The following is an 18005-nucleotide window of genomic DNA, read 5'->3' as shown; positions in this document are numbered from 1 at the left end:
CGAGCGCGGTGCGGCGGGCGGGGATGCTCGCCCCTGCCCGCCGGCCCGGCTCATCTGTAGTAGCGGTTCGCGCGGCGCGCCGCGTTCGCGATGGCGTCGTCGGTCGAGGACTGACCGATAACCGCCTCGGCAAACATATCGACCAGAACATAGTCGGCCATGACGCCCGCCGAGGCATAGCCAAGCGGTCCGGCATAGCCGTTCGGCCGCAGGCTTTCCGAGGCTTTGGCATAGGCGGCATGAACCGGGTTAGAGGTCCAGACCGGGTTGTCCGCGAAGCCCTTCAGCGCCTGGCAGCAATAGGCGCTGGCGCCCTCGATCCAGGCGTTCATGCGGTCTGTGCCATACATGAACTGGAGATAGGCCTTGGCCGCCTCGGGATACTTCGTGTGGTTGAAGATCGAGAGCGACGTGGTCTGATGCAGCTCGACTGATTTGCCGACCGGACCGATCGGCAGGTTGGTCGTGCGGATATCCTCGGCGATCTCGGCCATCGCCGGGTCTTTGGCCGCGGCGTAATAGAGCGAAACGCCGTTGGCGGTCAGCGAGACCTGCCCGGCGAGGAAGGCGCGGTTGTTGTTGATGTCGAGCCAGCTCTCGGTGCCGGGAATGAAGGTCTGATAGAGCGCCTTGGCATATTCAATCGCCTCGCGGGCCTCGGCGGTGTCGATGCCCACCGTGCCATCTTCGTTGATCATCTTGCCGCCCTGGCTCCAGAGCAACCAATGGGCATAGTTGTTGCCATCACCGACAGCTTTACCGTGCGGGAAACCGGCGGGTGTGCCATTGGCGTTCATTGCCTTGCAAAGCTCAAGAAATCCTGCGCTGTCGCTTGGAAACTCGGAAAAGCCTGCGGCCTTCACATGGCTGTCGCGGTAACAGATGGCGTTCCCGATCGCCGCGAGCGGCAGGGCGATGAACCGGCCGTCCTTTACCGCATAGTCGCGCAGACCATCATACCAGCCGCCATTCGCCTCGCCGATGGCATTTGCAAGATCGGTCACATCAACCAGCTTGTCTGGATACTGGAACGGGTCATCGAACCAGCTCATCACGATATCCGGGCCCGAGCCGACATTTGCCGCCACCGCCGCCTTGGGACGCACGTCCTCCCAGCTCTCCTGATCGATCCGGACCTCGACGCCGGTGGCCTCGGTAAAGGCCTTGGTGTTCGCGTTCCAGGCCTCCTCCTCGCCCGTGACGAAAGGAACCCAGCGCAAAAGGCGCAGGCTGGCGCCATCCTCGGGCGTGAACGTTGGGGCGGATTGGGCGAACGCCCGGCCACCGAGGGCTGTGGTCGCGGTGAGGCCGGCGACGCCGGCCATAAGAGATCTGCGGTCAATGTTAGTCACGGACGTCTCTCCTTGTGGCGGGGTCATTCATCTTTCGAACCCCGGGGCCCCGCGGCCCGGCGATTCGCCCGACCGCGCCTCAGATTGAGACGCGCTTTCCCGATGCCGCGTCGAACAGATGCGTCGCGGTCGTGTCGATGGAAAATCCGATCTCGTCGCCCGGTCTGGCTTCGATGCGATCGCGGAAAACGCCGACCACCTCGACGCCGCCGAGGCGCCCGATCACATGTGTCTCCGATCCGGTCGGCTCGACCACCTCCACCTTGAGGCGGACATCGCCGCCAAGCCGCATCGCCTCGGGCCGCAGTCCGTAGATTGCACCGCCCTTCGGCGTCTCGACCAGTGGCCGGCCAATGGGCAGAGCGACGCCTTCTTTGCTGATGAAACGGCTGGAATTGTCCGGGTCGATCCGCCCCGAAAGCATATTCATCGCCGGGGAGCCGATAAAGCCCGCGACAAAGAGGTTGGCGGGGCTGTCATAGAGTTCGAGCGGCGCGCCGATCTGCTCGACGATCCCGTCCTGCATCACGACGATCCGGTCGGCCATGGTCATCGCCTCGATCTGGTCGTGGGTGACATAAACCGTGGTGGTCTTGAGACGCTGGTGGAGGTTTTTCACCTCGGCGCGCATCGAGACCCGCAGCTTGGCATCAAGGTTGGAAAGCGGCTCGTCGAACAGGAAAACCTGCGGATCGCGCACGATGGCGCGCCCCATGGCGACGCGCTGGCGCTGACCCCCCGAAAGCTGGCGTGGATAACGATCAAGCAGGTTGGACAGCCCGAGGATTTCGGCAGCCGGTCCGACCTTCTCGGCGATCTCGGACTTGGGCCGATTTGCGAGCGTGAGTGAGAACCCCATGTTTTCGCCGACCGTCAAATGCGGATAGAGCGCGTAATTCTGGAACACCATGGCGATGTCGCGCTCCTTGGGGGGCATATCATTCACCACCCGCTCGCCAATCAGGATATCACCAGAGGAAATGTGCTCGAGCCCCGCGAGCAACCGGAGCAGGGTCGATTTGCCGCATCCCGACGGGCCGACCAACACGACGAACTCGCCCTCTTCGATGTCGAAACTGACCCCGTGCAGCACTTCGACGCTGCCAAAAGCCTTGCGCACGTTCCGGAAACCCACCGTAGCCATGCGTTAATTTCCTCCCAGAAACAGGCACGAGTCTTCAACGGGTAGCACACGATATTATGACCGGCAACCCTGAACCCCGCGAGTTTGAGCTTGGCAGAGTTCGGGGACTTGCGGCATTCACTTGGGTCCGCCGCATCAGGGTGGGCGGATCGTCCCGATCCCGGCGGGAATTGCCGCTGTCAGCAAAAATGTGGGTCGCAATCGGGAACGGAGAATACGCCATCCCCGCCAAGACCCCTGCCGAGTAAATGATCTCCGGCTTGCTTATGAGGAATCGAAAAGGCGAGCGTTTGATCGTGGTCAGCCGCCACAGAACCGCCCTGCCCGCCTCAAGTCGGTTCGATCTGACAAGCGCCAAAGGAGTCTCTTATCGACAGGGACTACACCGAGATTTCCTTCAGCGGCACAACGGCGCCACTGTCCTCTTCGGCGTCATGGATCAATCCCATGATCGCGTGGCTGATATCGTCATAGACCCCGCTATTGGTCACCTCGCCGGTGATGTGGTAATCGTCCATCACCACGATCCGATCCGCCAGCGCGATCATTTCCGGCATATCGCTTGAAATAACCAGGATTGCAGTGCCTGCATCCGCCAGTTCGCGCAAAAGCTCGTGCAAATACGCCTTGGTTTTGATGTCGATTCCGACCGATGGTTCATCGACGATCAAAAATTGCACACCTGCGGCAAGCCATTTGGCGACGCTGATCTTTTGCTGGTTTCCGCCGGAAAGGTTCGCCACCGTCTGGTTCAGACTGGGCGTCTTGACCTCGAGCTTTTGCAGATAGGGCAGCACGGCATCGTGAATCCGCTTATCGCGCAGCGCGCCAAACCGGCCCGCCAGCTTGCGCCAGATCGGCACGCCCGCGTTGGCCAACACCGAATGTTGCAGGATCAGCCCCTCACTCTTGCGATCCTCACTGATATAACCAAGGCCGTGATCGTGAATTGCGCTGGCGACATTGGGGATTGTGACCGCCTTGCCGTTGACCTGCACCTTGCCTGCGGTCACTTTGAACTTTCCCATGATCGCCTTGGCCAGTTCGGTACGTCCGGCACCGACCAAACCGTAAAGCCCGACGATTTCGCCCTTTCGGACCGACAGGTTCACACCCTTGTGGCCCAGCGAAGTAGAGACGTCCGACAGGCCCAGAACCTCGGGCTGTCCGGTCGTGTCGCGGTGGCGCCAGGCGGCTGCACCCTCGGCGCGGCCAATCATCATCTGAACCAGGTCGTGCCGCCCGATCCCGTCCATCGAACGGCTTTCGCAGGCGTTGGCCCCATCGCGCAGCACGGTCACCCGGTCACAGATCTCCTGCACTTCCTCAAGCTTGTGACTGACAAAAACCAGACTGGTGCCGCCGTCGCGCAGACGACGCAGGATGGTGAAAAGACGCTCGGTCTCGCTTGAGGTGAGGGATGCGGTAGGCTCATCCAACAGCAGCACCCGGCTTTGCAGCGACAGGGCCTTGGCGATCTCGACAAGCTGCATCCGCGCAACGGAAAGTTCCGACACCGGGGTCGCTGGATCAATATCGAGATCCAGCGCCTCAAGCCAGGGCCGCGCGCCTTCATTCAACGCAGAATAATTGATCGGTTTGAGGTATCCCGCCGCAAGTTGTTCGAGATGGATGTTCTCGGCGACGGAAAATCGTGGGAACAGATTGCGTTCCTGATGGACCACGCCGATGCCTTTGGCGATGGCATCGCGTGGGCTGGAAAATTGCGTCTCGGTACCGTCCAGAAGCAGGGTTCCGGCACTGGGGAGATGGACGCCGGTGATCACCTTGATCAGGGTGGATTTCCCTGCGCCGTTTTCTCCCAACAGCGCGTGGATCGACCCCGGCATCAGGGTCATGTTCACACCTTTGAGCGCCATGACCCCCGGGAACGCCTTTTCGATGCCGCGCGCTTCGAAGATCGCCTTTTGCTCGCTCATCCTAAGCACTCCCCTTGCCGACGGGCTGGCGCGCGCGCAGCTTGTTCAGGCCAACCGCCGCGAGGATCATCGCGCCCAGAACGACCTGCACCAGAAACGGATCAATGGAAAACAGCACCAGCGCCTGTGTGATGATCGCCACGATCACCACTCCCAAAAGCGTGGCTGTCACGCTGACATGGCCACCCGCAAGAATTGCTCCGCCGATCACAGGTGCCGCAAAGGACAGGATCAGCCAGTCGTCACCGATCGAGGGTTGGCCGATCTGCAACCGCGCCACCACCAGCACCCCGGCAATCGCCGCCAGAAGCCCCGAAACCGCATGGGCGATGATCACTGTCGCGCCCACCGATATGCCTGAAAGCCCGGCGGCGTGTTCATTGCTGCCCACCGCCAGAATGAATCGGCCCACCGGCATGCGGCGCAGCATGAACCACATTGCCACGGTGACCAGAACCGTGGGCACGGCCAGCCATGGGATCGGCCCGACCAAAAGTGCGGCGCCAAAGGATTTGACGCTGTCGGGCACGCCATAGAATGGCTGCGCCTCGGTGATGCCTAGATTGATGCCCTTGAAGATCGACAGGGTCGCAAGGGTGATGACAAAGGCCGAAATCCCGGTGATGCGGATCAGCGCCCCGTTCAGCACGCCGCAGCCCACCCCGATGACCAGCGCGAGGATCACTGCAAGCGGTGCGGGAAGTCCCCAGACCTCCATCGCGCCCACGAAGGAAATTGCAGCCAGCCCGCCAATCGCGCCCACCGACAGATTCATCTGACCGATGGCAATGATGATCATCTGCGAAAAGGCCACCAGCGCGTTTACCGCGATCGCCAGAAGCAGAATCTGGATATTGAACGGTGACAGGAAATTATCGTTAAACCCCTGGATCACCGTGATGGCGATGAGTGTCGCCAGAAGCGGACCGAACCAATCGGTGCGGGAGAGACGGGAAATCTGTATCATGAATCCTCTTTCACGCGAGGTTGCGGCGGGCAAGATAGGAGCGGCGCGCCTTGTCCAGAAGGACGGCGACCAATAGCATCAGCCCAAGGAACGTCTGAACCCAGAAGGCTCCGACCTGAAGCATCAAAAGCCCGCTCGACAGCATGGTGACCAGAAACGCGCCCAGTACGGTGCCCAGCACCGAAACCTTGCCGCCCTGCAACAGCGTTCCGCCCAGAACCGGCCCAAGGAACGCCGGCAAAAGCCAATCCTGTCCCAGTTGTCCGGCCATTGACGGGATCGCGGCACCATTGCGGGCCACCAGCATCAGCGCGGCCAACCCGGCCAGCCCCCCCGAGAGCATATGGCACAGGATCACCATGCGATCGACGCGGATGCCCGAAAGCTCGGCTGCGGCAGGGCTGGCACCAGCGGCCAGCATCTCGCGTCCCGTAAGGGTGGCGCGATAAAGCCAGGCCAGCGCCACCGCGACCGCCAGAGTGACCAGCAACAGCGGCGACAGGTAGTTTGCGAATTTCATCTTCCCGAACGCCGAAAAAGCGGCGGGAAGGTCGCGAAACGCCTCGGCGCGGGTCAGAAAGATCATTGCGCCGAAAAAGATGCTCATCGTCGCCAGTGTGATGATAAAGCTGTGCAGCCCGGTGCGCACCACCATCCAGCCGTTGATGAACCCGAGCGCGGCTCCAAAGGCCAGCCCGCCGAGGATCGCCAGCGGCCATGGCACGCCAAGCCCTTCGATCAGCCAGCCACAGACCATCGCAGCCGACACCCCCATTGCACCAACCGCAAGGTTCAATCCGCCGGTGACGATCACCGTCATCATCGACAAGCCGATCATGATGTTGATCGCCGAATTGCGCCCGAGCGTGAACAGGTTGAATGGCGAAAGGAACCCACGCGCCGACAGCCCGAAGATCACCGCGAACACGATGATCAGCAGGATCAGCCCAAATTCGTTGGACAAAAAGAATCGGGTTCTCGAAAGGCCGCCTGTGGCTCCGGGCGGGGAGTTGATGTCCTGAATAGTCATGAAATAACGAATCTTTCAAAAGCGCAGGTCAGGTTGGGGTGGGTTGCCGGAGGCAGGTGGTGCCTCCGGACCCGATCAGACATCGCCCGCCCATAACAGGCGGGCGCGCGGTCAGCTGCAGCTGAGGTAAGTGCTCTCGAAATCGGCCAGCAGCTTTTCAGTCTCGGCGCGCATGGCTTCGAGATAGCTGTCGGCGTTGCTGGCATCCACATAGGAGGTGCCGGAATCGATGAACTTGTCGGTCAGCGCGTTCGAGCCGAACGGCGCGTCCTCTTTCACTGTGCAGCCCGAGCGCAGGCGATCCAGGGCGAAGGACCCGATATAGCCTTGGCCATAGGGGTTCTGCAGCATCGTGCCATCAACAATCCCGTCTTTGATCGCCTGAATCAGTACCTCGTCATGGTCGATGCCGACCATTTTGATGCCGCTGTCGCCCATCTTGCGCAGGGCATTGGCGGCCACGACCGCAGGCACCCAGGCGGTGGTGACGATCCCGTCCACTTCGTCGGCATGGGCGGCGAGATAGGCGTTGATCTTTTCTTCAGCCGGCTCGGGAGCGTCGATGTCGGCGATCACCTGCACGACGGTTGCGCCTTCTTCGTCGGCGGCGCGTTGCACCGCATCGATCCGAAGCTGGGTGTTGGGGTCGACAAGGAAGCCGGTGAAATGCGCGATCCGCTTTTCGCCGTCACCCATGGCCTTGATCAGCTCTTTGGTGCCGATATAAGCCGAATTGCCGGTATCCGTACCAAGGCAGAAAGCGGCGGGCGACGGATCCTTGTAGCACCCCGCACCTGCGATGATCTGTGCTCCGTAACTGCTCAGTTCTTCGGCCGTCGAGACAGCGCCGACCGGATCGCCCGGGAAGATGAGAAAGCCGTTGTACCCTTGGCTCAGCAGGCTTTCCAAAAGCTGATTCTGCTGCGCCAGCTCCCATTTCTGCGGCACTTTATACTCGGCACCGGCAAGACCGAAATCACGTGCGGCATCGGCACCGGCCTGTTCCCACGCACTGAAATAAGGGTGCGGTCCGCCCGGAATCAACGCAAACAGGCTGTCTTCTGCGGCCTGCGCGGCGCTGATTGCGCTGGTTCCAAGTACGGCGGCCATGGCGATGGCCTGAATATGTCGTGTCATTGTGTTCCTCCCACTTTGTTTTTTCCGATATTCCGTCGGCTGATCAAAGCCTCCAAGCAGCCAACTTGCAATCGTTACGAAAAGACTAGTATACAAGTATCCACACGGCAAGCAGTGTGTGAAGGTGTTTGCAGGGGGAATTGATGAGCGATAAATCTCACCCGCCCGACCATGGCCTTGATAGGGCGGTTGGTTTCGTGCCCCCGGGGCTCGATTCGCTTGTTCTTGATTCGAACAGTCAGTTTTCGGTCACCGACCGGGTGCACCGCGCCTTGCGTTGCGCGATTATCGACGTGCAACTCGCGCCCGGGGCCCCGATCAGCGAAAACTCGGTCTGCCGACAATTCTCGGTATCGCGCAGCCCGGTGCGCAGCGCGATCCAGCGTCTGGCCGAGGAGGGTCTGGTCGAGGTTTCGCCCCAACGCGGCAGTTTTGTCGCCCCTCTGCACCTTGAACAGTTGCACGACAGCCATTTCGTGCGCCGAACCCTTGAGCTTGCGCTGCTGCGCGAAACCGCAGCGATCTGGACCCCTGCGATGGGGGAGACCATGCGCGCCCTCCTTGCGAAGCAGGAACGGCTGCTTCTCGAACGCGATGCCGACGCCTTTCTTGAAGAAGACCATGTATTTCACCGCACTCTAGCCGGGCTTTCGCAGCGCGAAGGTGTCTGGCCGGCGATAGAGACGGCAAAAACCTCGATGACCCGGTTTCACCGCTATTGGGCGCAAATGGATCGACTTGCGGATGTTTTGGCCGAACATTCGATGGTGATTGACGCGCTGGAACGTGGCGATAGCGCGGCAGCCGAGGCGGCGCTGGCCGCGCATCTCGATATGGTATTCGTGATCCTTGACGGGATCCCGAAAGAACAGCGCAGACTGATGCCCTTTTAAGGCCAGCCTGCCGAATTCAACACAAAAAGGATTTCCGATGAAACGTAGAAAACTGGGCGATACCGGGCTTGAGCTGACAGAATTGTCGTTTGGCGGGGCCGGGATCGGCAACCTTTACCGTCCGGTGGCCCGCGAAGATGCAATCGCCACCCTTGCCACTGCATGGGATGCGGGCGTCCGGTATTTCGACACGGCACCGTTTTATGGCCACGGCCTGTCCGAGCGACGCACGGGCGATTTCCTGCAAGGCAAACCGCGCGGCGAATTCGTGCTCTCGTCCAAGGTGGGCCGGATCTTGCGCGCCTCGCCCGATGGCCCGCCGACTGGCACCGGCTATGTCGAGGCTTTGCCGTTTTCGATCAACTATGACTACAGCTACGACGGGATCATGCGCAGCCACGAGGACAGCCTTGCGCGTCTTGGGCTTTCCTCGATCGATATTCTCTATGTTCACGACCTTGAAAGCGGCTCTTTCGCCACAGAGGACGAGTACCGCGCCCACTTGGACACTTTCGCCACCAGCGGCATTCGGGCGCTCGAAGAGTTGAAGGCGGGTGGAAAGATCTCGGCCTTTGGCCTTGGCGTGAACGAAGTATCGGCCTGTATCAACGCGATGGAGCGGGTGCGTCTTGACTGCCTGTTGATGGCGGGCCGCTATTCCCTCCTTGACCGCACCGCGACCGGAAAGCTGATGAGGATCTGCGAGGACAGCGGCACGATGATGATCGTGGGCGGTGTGTTCAATTCCGGAATCATGGCGACAGGCGCTCGCCCCGGTGCGACCTTCGACTATACCGAAGCCTCGCCCGACATCATGGACAGGGTCGCAAGGATGGAGGCTGTGGCCAAGCAGCACGGTGTGACATTGGCCAATGCGGCGCTGCATTTCCCGCTGCTCAATCCAGTGGTGGCAAGCGTTCTGATCGGCTCGGCGAAACCATCAAGCCTGACGCGCAACTTCGATGCCTTCGCCAACCCGGTTCCCGACGCAATCTGGCCCGAGATGGACGAACTGGCCCTGCACCCTTGAAAGGAACCCCGTTCATGGATTTGATCGACACGCACCAACACCTGATCCTGCGCGACAAGCTTGGCTATGGCTGGACCAAAGACATACCGGCGCTGGCCGGAAATTTCACCCCGACCGATTACGCCGCGCTTGTGCAAGGGCGCGGGGTGGTGGGCACCATTTTCATGGAAACCGGCGTGGACGCAGCCGATTATCAACGCGAGGCGCGTCTGGTCGCCGGAATGATCGGACAGGCGGGCGACGGGCCGGTGCTGCTGGGCCAGATTGCGGCCTGCCACCCCGAGATCGATGATGGCTTTGAAGCCTGGCTTGAGGAATGCCGCGATCTGGGCGTTGTCGGATTGCGGCGCATCCTGCACAGGATGCCCGATGACACCAGCACAGACGCGAATTATCGGCGCAACATGCGCCGGATCGGTGCCGCCGGTTGGCCCGTCGATCTGTGTTTTGCCACCCGCCAACTCGACATTGCTGCCGATCTGGTGCGGGCCTGCCCCGAGGTGAACTTTATCCTCGATCACTGTGGCACCAACGATATGCAAGCAGGTGAATTCGACGCTTGGCGTGCGCGTATGGGACGGCTGGCCGCATTGCCCAACCTGCAGGTGAAATTTTCCGGAATGACCGCCTATGTGCCCGCTGATGCAGGCCCGCACGATCCGGTGGCGGCTGTGGCGAATGCCGTGTTGGAGCTGTTTGGCCCAGCGCGGCTGATCTGGGGCGGAGATTGGCCGGTCGTCGACCTTGGTGTGGGCCTTCCAGGCTGGATCGATCTTTCCGCGCAATTTCTGGCACCCCTGTCTGCGGATGAGCGCGCCCGGATCGGTCATGCCAATGCCCGCGCCTTTTATAATCTCTCCGCCTGAGTGGCGAAAGGACTCCCCACATGGCCCTAATTGAACGCATTCAGCTTTCCATGGTCGATCTCGTGCCCAAGGTGAAACGCACCGACGCGATCCAAAGCTTTGTAAGCCAGGAAACCCCGATGGTGACGATCACCGACGCGGATGGCGCGACCGGCACCGGCTATTCCTATACCATCGGCTCCGGCGGGTCCTCGGTCATGCGGATGCTTGCCGATCATCTTTGCCCCCGTCTGATCGGGCGCGACGCCACCGAGGTCGAAGCGATCTGGCACGACCTGGAGTTCGCCACCCATGCCACCACCATCGGCGCGATCACGTCGATCGCGCTGGCCGCCATCGACACGGCGCTGTGGGATCTGCGTTGCCGCAAGGCGGGCCTGCCTCTGTGGCGAATGGCCGGCGGCGCGCGCCCGGCGGCGCCCTGTTACACAACCGAAGGTGGCTGGCTCCACATTGCGCCCGAAGCCTTGATCGAGGATGCACTGGCGGCGCGCGAAAAGGGGTTCACCGGGTCAAAGGTGAAGATCGGCAAACCGACCCCGGGCGAGGATGCGGCACGGATCGGTGCGCTGCGCGACGCATTGGGCGCAGAATACGAGATCATGACCGATGCCAACCAAGGGTTTTCCCGCGACACCGCGCGCCGTCGCGCCGAGGCGCTGCGCCCGTTCGATCTGGCCTGGATCGAAGAACCCCTGCCCGCCGATGACATCACCGGCCACGTCGATCTGGCACGCGCCGCCTCCATGCCCGTGGCGGTGGGCGAAAGCCTCTATTCGGTGCGCCACTTCGCCGAATATATCTCGCGCGGGGCGGCGTCGATCATTCAGGTCGATGCGGGCCGGATCGGCGGCATCACCCCCTGGCTGAAGGTGGCGCATATGGCGGAATGCTTCGATCTGCCGATTTGTCCGCATTTCCTGATGGAACTGCATGTCAGCCTTGTCTGCGCCGTGCAGAATGGCCGCTATGTAGAGTACATTCCGCAATTGGATGAGATCACCGCAAGCGGTCTGCACATCGAAAACGGCATGGCTCGCGCACCGGAAACGCCCGGCATCGGCATCGACTGGGATTGGGACGCGCTGAAGGCGCGGGCGATTGCGGAATTCAATGTCGAGATACGGAAGGACGCGTAATGATCAGGATGGGAGGGGTGATCGGCATACGCCCCGAAAAGATAGGCGAATACAAACGACTGCACGCAGAAGCCTGGCCCGGCGTTCTGGAAAAGATCACGGAATGCAACATCCGAAACTATGTCATCTATCTGCGCGAACCCGAGAATTTGCTGTTTTCCCATCTTGAATACCATGGCGATGACTGGGCCGCGGATGCGGCGAAAATGGCGGCGGATCCAGTGACACAGGATTGGTGGGCGCTGTGCAGCCCCTGCCAGCGCCAGCTTGACAGCGTCCCGAAGGGCGAATGGTGGGCCCCGATGCAAGAGGTATTCTTTCACCAATAACGCACGCCTTTCCGCTGCTCGCAAAAGCCCTGACATTGAGACCGCCGCCCCACGGCTTTGATGTGCTGCGTCGCGGTCAGGTAAGGCGCAGATGCAGTTGGCTGAAGCCGCTGGCGGGATAAGCGGCGGGTGCGCTGGGATTGGCGGGGTCAGGCGCGACAAGGGATGTCTGTGACAGCAACTCCTCCAGAAACACGCGCAATTCCATCCGCGCCAGAAATGCGCCGGGGCAGACGTGAATTCCCGCGCCATACAGCAGGTTGTCGCCCTGTTTTCGGTCAAGGCGGAATGCCCCCGGGTCGTCAAATACCCTTGGGTCGCGGTTTGCCGCCATCCAGTTGACAGTAACCCGCGCGCCGCTGGCAAGGCGGCGGTCGGCGATGTCGACCGGGCATGTGGTTATGCGACGGTTGGTCACCAGTGGACCATGCAGGCGCAGGATTTCGTCAGCCGCCGCCCCGGCCTGCGCGGGATCGGCGCGCAACTGGTCTTGGACGTCGCGGTGGCGCGACAGGAATTCGGCAATGATCCCCAGCGATGCTGCAATCGTGCCGATCTCGCCCACAGTCCAGTTGCGCAGGATGCTGACGATTTCCTCCTCATTCACCGGGCGGCCGTCCACCCGCTCGTGGGTCAGCGCCACGGCGACATCGGTTTCGGGCGTGGCGCCATCGGCAATCCGTTCAGCGATGGTGTCGCGGATCAGTGTGCGGAATTCCCCGGCGATGGCCGTCATCGCGGCATGATCACGGGCGAGCGTTGCCTGATGATTGCGCAGAACCCAATCGCGCAGCCGGTCCGAAAGCTCAACAGGCCAGCCCAGAAAGGCACATTGGGCGCGGACGGCAAAAGGATGCGCGACTTGGTCCATGAACTCGGTCGTGCCGTCGGTTGTCGCGATCAGATCGGCGACGATGGCGCGGCACAGGGGCTCAAAGGCATCTACACGGTCTTGCGAAAAGTATTTCTCGACGATCGGGCGCCATAGGGTGTGTTCCGGCGGATCCATCCCGTTCGGAACCGTCAGATGGGTCGAAACCACATTGCTGAAGGTGTCGTGATCCAGCACGGCACGTTTCACATCGGCGTGCCGGAACAGCGACCGCTGCATATAATCGCTGAACGCCACAGGGCAGGTTTCGCGCATTCTGTCATAGGTTGCGCGCTGATCCGACTGGACCTCGGGCGTGCGGGGGTCCCAATCGGGGCTTGGCGTCTCGGTCATGGCTCGTATTCCAATTTGCGGATGATCCGTAATCGGGGACAGACTAAAACATTGTGCTGCGGCGGACTTTGCGCTGCGTCAAATATGGATTGGATCAAAGGGTGTATGTCTCGGGCGCTCCAGATCCGAAAGGCCGACCGATGGACCCCGTATTTGCCCGCTATGCCAGCCGCGCCACGCCGCGCTATACCAGTTATCCGACCGCACCGCATTTCCAGAAAGATTTTTCCGAGACGGTCTATCGTGACTGGCTGACGGCGCTGAACCCTGCTGAATCGATCTCGCTGTATCTGCACGTCCCGTTCTGCCGCAAGATGTGCTGGTATTGCGGCTGCAACATGAAATTGGCTGCGCGATACGAACCCGTGGGCGAATATGCCGATGTTCTGGAACGCGAAGTTGCGCTGACTGCCGAGGCGCTGCCGGGGCGGATGACGATATCGCATCTGCACTGGGGCGGCGGGACGCCCACGGCGCTGGAGCCAGACGATCTGGCCCGGGTGATGGACGCGGTGCGGGCGCGCTGGGATTTCGCATCCGATGCGGAAATTGCCATCGAAAGCGATCCGCGCACACTGACCGCAAAGATGGCTGCACGGATTGGCACGCTGGGCTTTACCCGCGCCAGTTTCGGCGTGCAGGAGTTCGATCCCGTGGTCCAAAAGGCAATCAACCGCGTGCAGCCGCCCGACATGGTGCGCACTTCGGTCGATCAACTTCGCGGCGCGGGGGTTTCGGGCATCAACTTTGACCTGATTTATGGCCTGCCGCATCAGACGGTTGCCAGTCTGGTGGAAACGGTGCGGCTTTGCGCCGAAATGCGCCCGGATCGCGTGGCGCTGTTCGGATACGCCCATGTGCCATGGATGGCGAAAAATCAGCGCATGATCAATGAAACGGTTCTGCCCGGCCCCGCCGAACGCGCGGCACAGGCCAGTGCCGCGGCGGAGGCGTTGATCGCGCAGGGCTATGTCGCCATCGGGCTTGACCATTTCGCGCTTGCCGATGACGGGCTGGCGGTGGCGGCGCGGCTGGGGACTCTGCGGCGCAATTTCCAAGGCTACACCACGGACCGGGCCACGACGCTGATCGGCATGGGGGTAACGTCGATCGGGCGCATGCCGTCCGGCTATGTGCAGAACATCACGGAAACCGGGGCATGGGGTCGCGCGATTGGCGAAGGCCGGCTTCCGGTTGCCAAAGGGCTCGCGCTGAGCGGTGACGACCGGCTGCGCGGCGAGGTTATCGAGCGGCTGATGTGCGACGGTCAGGTGGACGCCGCCGCGATCGGCCGCGCCCATGGGGCCGCCGATCGGTGGGCCGCTCCGGCCTTTGCCGCGCTGGCCGAGATGGAGGCCGACGGTATGCTGACCCTGTCGGGCGGAACCGTGCGGATGACAGAGCGGGGCCGCCCCCTTGTGCGGGTCGCCGCCGCGGCCTTTGATGCATGGCTGCCCGAAAGCGCGGCGCGCCATTCTGCCACTGTGTGAGGCGTGTTTTTTCTCGCTGTCGCGCGACCTGTGCGGCCTAAATGGGGCCCACCATTGCGATTTTGCCAACCGAGAACTCTTGGAGCGGTCAGATGCAAGTGAGACGTCAATCACGAAGCAAGCAGGATGTGCTGGCAGGTTTTTGTCAGGTCATCCGTCCTGTCGGTGATCGTGCCCGTTGTGGGCTTCAATCGGCCATTTGGGCGACACTGCAGTTCAAAAGTTCATTGCTGCGCGGCTCTGATCCAGTGCGATACACAACCTGAACCCGTGACAAGACCGCATCAGTTCGAATTGGCATCAAATACCAGATCGGGAAGCCTGACGACTCCCGGTCTATTCGGTCCGCGCACTTTCAGGTCCTGCGTCAGCTTTATCCATAAGCGTTCGGATATGCCGCGCGAACAGCCAGGTTACCGGGACGCCCAGCACTGCGCCGCCCCAGAGCGCGCGTTCAGGGGACAGAACAGGCAGACCGAACCATGGACCGATCAGGCCTGCCATGAAGAGATTGATTGCCACCGCCCCTGCCCCGAAAGGATAGAGGAGCAGCGTGATCCGCCCGACACCCCAGGGCGCGCTTTTCATCGCCGTCGGACCAGCAGATGAACCGCCAGCAGCGCGACGAGAAATGCGATCGATGCCCCAAGAAACCACCATTCCGCCGTCGCCGATTGTGGCTGCGGAATTGGTCGGGTGAAAGCTTCTGCCTGCGCCAAAGCGGGAAACAACGTCGCAACGGCAATTGTCGCTCTGAGCATGTCAACTCTCCTGTGTAAGGGTGCGGTAAATCTCGGGCAGTACGCGGGTCAACCGATCTGGTCGGGGCAGCAGGTGAAACCCGCCGCGCCCAAAGATCCGGGCGAACCAGTCCTGTCCGTCTTCGTCGATGATGATCCCGTGGACTGTCTGACCGATACGCCGTGCTTCGGCCACAGCCATATGGCTGTCCTCGATCCCGTGCTGGCCCTCATAGTGGTCCAGATCGTTTGGCTTGCCGTCGGTCAGCACGATCAGCAGCTTGCGAGCCGCCGTTTCCTCGGCCAGTTGCGCGCTGACGTGCCGGATCGCTGCACCCAGCCGGGTGTAATGCCCCGGCTTCAACGCGCAAATGTTGTCGGTGACGGTGGCGCTCATATCCTGGTCGAACCTTTTACAGCGCGTCAAAAAAACCCTGTCCCGCTTGAGCGACGAGAACCCCCAGATGCCCAGCCGATCACCCGCCGCATCAATGCCCCCCGCAAGCGCGGCCAGCGCATCGCGCGCCACGTCGATCACGCAGGTATCACCCACGGCGGATTCGGTTGAACGTGACGTGTCGATCAGGAAGGCCACCGTCAGATCCCGCTGGGTCTGACGCGACGATTGAAAGACCCGGTCGTCACAGCGGCCCGACGCCTTCAGGTCGATATGCGCCGCAATGGCCGCATCAAGGTCAAGTTCGTTGCCGTCGATCTGGCGTGGTTGCAGGATGCGCCGGGGCCGCAGCACCTCGAACTGGCGGCGCACGGCCTCCATGCGTTTTCGGTCGGGCACAAATGCGCCTGCGGGATCAGGTTCAGCATCGACCTCCAGAACCCGGCAGTGATCCGCCATATAACTGCGTGAACGGTGGTTCCACTCTGGATAGGTAAATTTGCCCGCAAGGCGTTCGTGATCCGCGTCAGCCGGGGACAGATCGAGATGGAGCCGCAGCCGTGTCGCGGCGCGGCGGTTGTTCTTGGACAGCGTAATGTTGTCCTGATCCTCGGCCGCCTTTTGCGCGTTTTCTTCGTCATCGTCGTGAATCGAACGATTGAGGTTCATGGATTCGACCCATGACAGGATCGACTCGAACCGGTGCAGGATGAAACTGTCGGTGCGGTTGGCCTGATCCTGTTCTTTGCGGAACCCCATCTTGCGCGTTGATGTGGCCGCAGCGGCGGGCATGTCGGCGATATCCTCCTGCGGATCATCCACCGCATCCCCCGTCTCGGGGCGCCGAAAATCCAGCCAGAACGGGACCGGCGCAAAGGTCATGTGACCACGGGAATGATCGGCATCGTCCACATTGGGCAAGGCACCACCGTCAAGCGCTGTTCGCAAGGCGACCTCTACCGTCATCTCGGCGACAGGCAACCGGGTGTGTGGCCGTGTGGCGAGGGTATGCGCCACCATCGCGGCATAGCTTTTGCGCAGCCCCGGACATTGGCCATGAACCTGCTGCGCGGCGACGGCGTTGGTCCGGATCGTCCAGAGATCATGAGCCGCGCCTTTCAGCGCCCCGCGGTCAGGTGCGGCGGGGTCGTAAAGGGCGGCCATTCCGGTCAGCCAGAAATAAGCGGCCCGGTTGAGCGCATGATCGGGAAACACATCAATCACCGGTGGCAGACGCAGGCGTTCGCCGTCGAAGACCGGCAGACACAGCTTGTCGCGCTCTGTCGCCAGCTTGCGGATATGGGGCCGTCTGTGGCGGGTGACGACCGCGGGTGCTTCGCTGAATTCCACCTGAGGCTCACCACCCAGAGCGCGGAACATCATCGTCAAGCTGCGGCGCAGTGTGGCAAGATCTGCAGCCTCATCCGGGTGGGAAGACACGGCGCCGATCCCGACCGCATAGTCGTGCCAAATGTTGCCGACTGCCTCTTCCGGGTCCATCAGGTCGAGGGGACGCAGTGCCATGAGGTCAGCCGTAGATCGTCGTGACCAGATCGCGCAGCGCAGTCTGCACGTCGGCGTCATCGCTCAGCGGTTCGATCACCGCCGCCTCAAGCGCTTTTTCCACACCCATACCGCCCGCCATCAACGTGGCCGCATAGATCAGCAGCCGGGTTGATACGCCCTCCTCCAGATCCATGCCGGAGAGATTGCGGATATGGCCCCCCAATCGAACCAAAGGCGCCACCCGGCCCACATCCAGCCCGCTTTCCTGTGCGACAACAGCGATTTCGGTATCCGGATCGGGAAATCCAAAGGTGATCGCAAGGAATCGCTGGCGGGTCGACGGCTTCATCCGCTTCAGCACGTTCTGATAGCCGGGATTGTAGCTGGCGATCAGCATGAAACCGGGCGGCGCCACCAGTTCCTCGCCGGTGCGATCGATCATCAGGGTGCGGCGATTGTCGGTCAACGGGTGCAACACCACGGTGACATCCTTGCGCGCCTCGACCACTTCGTCGAGATAACAGATCGCGCCCTCACGCACGGCACGGGTCAGCGGACCATCGACCCATTCGGTTTCGCCACCCCGTAGCAGATAGCGCCCGATCAGGTCCGCCGCGGACAGATCGTCATGGCAGGCAACGGTATAAAGCCTTCGCCCCGACCGCGCCGCCATGTGTTCAATGAACCGCGTTTTGCCACAGCCGGTCGGCCCCTTCAGCAGAAGGGGCAGATGGTTTTCAAGCGCCGCATCGAAAAGCGCACATTCGTTTCCGGTTTGCACATAGTAAGGAACACCGGGCGGCTGGATATGTGCATTCAT

Annotated in this window: 17 protein-coding genes; 6 read left to right on the top strand and 11 right to left on the bottom strand. The window is 61.6% G+C overall.

All coding sequences use genetic code 11. The features are described from left to right. Nucleotides 1-50: 50 nt before the first annotated feature. The 6 genes from FQ320_RS18095 to FQ320_RS18070 all read right to left on the bottom strand — a co-directional run bounded on the left by FQ320_RS18095 (nucleotide 51) and on the right by FQ320_RS18070 (nucleotide 7570). The gene (locus FQ320_RS18095) at nucleotides 51-1352 is read right to left on the bottom strand and encodes an ABC transporter substrate-binding protein (RefSeq protein WP_222861640.1); all 1302 of its coding nucleotides are present in this window, start codon (nucleotides 1350-1352) and stop codon (nucleotides 51-53) included. A gap of 79 nt (nucleotides 1353-1431) precedes the next feature. Further along, nucleotides 1432-2496, bottom strand: a complete 1065-nt coding sequence (locus FQ320_RS18090) for an ABC transporter ATP-binding protein (protein WP_148474743.1) — start codon at nucleotides 2494-2496, stop codon at nucleotides 1432-1434. A 380-nt stretch (nucleotides 2497-2876) separates the two neighbouring features. After that, on the bottom strand, nucleotides 2877-4436 hold the full coding sequence (locus FQ320_RS18085) for a sugar ABC transporter ATP-binding protein (protein WP_148474742.1): 1560 nt from the start codon (nucleotides 4434-4436) through the stop codon (nucleotides 2877-2879). Between the two features lies 1 nt (nucleotide 4437). Then, the gene (locus FQ320_RS18080; protein WP_148474741.1) at nucleotides 4438-5403 is read right to left on the bottom strand and encodes an ABC transporter permease; all 966 of its coding nucleotides are present in this window, start codon (nucleotides 5401-5403) and stop codon (nucleotides 4438-4440) included. Between the two features lie 10 nt (nucleotides 5404-5413). Beyond that, a complete protein-coding gene (locus FQ320_RS18075) occupies nucleotides 5414-6367 on the bottom strand; it encodes an ABC transporter permease (protein WP_222861639.1) in 954 nt (317 codons plus the stop codon). A gap of 177 nt (nucleotides 6368-6544) precedes the next feature. Further along, nucleotides 6545-7570: a sugar ABC transporter substrate-binding protein gene (locus FQ320_RS18070; RefSeq protein WP_148474739.1), complete on the bottom strand. Its 1026-nt coding sequence runs from the start codon at nucleotides 7568-7570 to the stop codon at nucleotides 6545-6547. 143 nt (nucleotides 7571-7713) lie between these two features. On the opposite strand from FQ320_RS18070, the gene FQ320_RS18065 reads away from it, so the two are divergent. The 5 genes from FQ320_RS18065 to FQ320_RS18045 are packed head-to-tail and all read left to right on the top strand — an operon-like array spanning nucleotide 7714 to nucleotide 11827. Next, the gene (locus FQ320_RS18065) at nucleotides 7714-8463 is read left to right on the top strand and encodes a GntR family transcriptional regulator (RefSeq protein ID WP_148474738.1); all 750 of its coding nucleotides are present in this window, start codon (nucleotides 7714-7716) and stop codon (nucleotides 8461-8463) included. 37 nt (nucleotides 8464-8500) lie between these two features. After that, nucleotides 8501-9493: an aldo/keto reductase gene (locus FQ320_RS18060; protein WP_148474737.1), complete on the top strand. Its 993-nt coding sequence runs from the start codon at nucleotides 8501-8503 to the stop codon at nucleotides 9491-9493. 14 nt (nucleotides 9494-9507) lie between these two features. Beyond that, nucleotides 9508-10359, top strand: coding sequence for an amidohydrolase (locus tag FQ320_RS18055; RefSeq protein ID WP_148474736.1), 852 nt, complete (start codon nucleotides 9508-9510; stop codon nucleotides 10357-10359). 20 nt (nucleotides 10360-10379) lie between these two features. Further along, entirely contained in the window at nucleotides 10380-11498 is a 1119-nt protein-coding gene (locus FQ320_RS18050) for a mandelate racemase/muconate lactonizing enzyme family protein (RefSeq protein ID WP_148474735.1), read from the top strand. Beyond that, a complete protein-coding gene (locus FQ320_RS18045; protein ID WP_148474734.1) occupies nucleotides 11498-11827 on the top strand; it encodes an L-rhamnose mutarotase in 330 nt (109 codons plus the stop codon). The genes FQ320_RS18050 and FQ320_RS18045 overlap by 1 nt, the downstream gene beginning before the upstream one ends. A 76-nt stretch (nucleotides 11828-11903) precedes the next feature. Here FQ320_RS18045 and FQ320_RS18040 read toward each other — a convergent pair whose 3' ends face one another. Continuing rightward, nucleotides 11904-13052 (bottom strand): cytochrome P450, encoded by a 1149-nt coding sequence (locus FQ320_RS18040; protein ID WP_148474733.1) that lies wholly within the window; start codon nucleotides 13050-13052, stop codon nucleotides 11904-11906. Nucleotides 13053-13192: 140 nt separating this feature from the next. Here FQ320_RS18040 and hemN point away from each other — a divergent pair, with 140 nt between their 5' ends. Beyond that, nucleotides 13193-14542: an oxygen-independent coproporphyrinogen III oxidase gene (gene hemN / locus FQ320_RS18035; protein ID WP_148474732.1), complete on the top strand. Its 1350-nt coding sequence runs from the start codon at nucleotides 13193-13195 to the stop codon at nucleotides 14540-14542. Between the two features lie 336 nt (nucleotides 14543-14878). On the opposite strand, the gene FQ320_RS18030 is transcribed toward hemN, so the two are convergent. The 4 genes from FQ320_RS18030 to FQ320_RS18020 are packed head-to-tail and all read right to left on the bottom strand — an operon-like array spanning nucleotide 14879 to nucleotide 18005. Continuing rightward, nucleotides 14879-15130 carry an NnrT protein gene (locus FQ320_RS18030; protein ID WP_148474731.1) on the bottom strand — a complete coding sequence of 84 codons (252 nt, stop codon included), beginning with the start codon at nucleotides 15128-15130 and terminating at the stop codon, nucleotides 14879-14881. After that, entirely contained in the window at nucleotides 15127-15303 is a 177-nt protein-coding gene (locus tag FQ320_RS25765; RefSeq protein ID WP_187393956.1) for a hypothetical protein, read from the bottom strand. Before FQ320_RS25765 ends, FQ320_RS18030 begins: the two co-directional genes overlap by 4 nt. Nucleotide 15304: 1 nt before the next feature. Then, entirely contained in the window at nucleotides 15305-17203 is a 1899-nt protein-coding gene (locus FQ320_RS18025) for a nitric oxide reductase activation protein NorD (RefSeq protein WP_148474730.1), read from the bottom strand. Nucleotides 17204-17207: 4 nt separating this feature from the next. Further along, nucleotides 17208-18005 carry a CbbQ/NirQ/NorQ/GpvN family protein gene (locus FQ320_RS18020; protein ID WP_148474729.1) on the bottom strand — a complete coding sequence of 266 codons (798 nt, stop codon included), beginning with the start codon at nucleotides 18003-18005 and terminating at the stop codon, nucleotides 17208-17210.

It is taken from the genome of Oceaniovalibus sp. ACAM 378, assembly GCF_008085915.1.
Lineage (GTDB): Bacteria > Pseudomonadota > Alphaproteobacteria > Rhodobacterales > Rhodobacteraceae > Oceaniglobus.
This window is presented reverse-complemented; position numbering and strand designations above follow the sequence as displayed.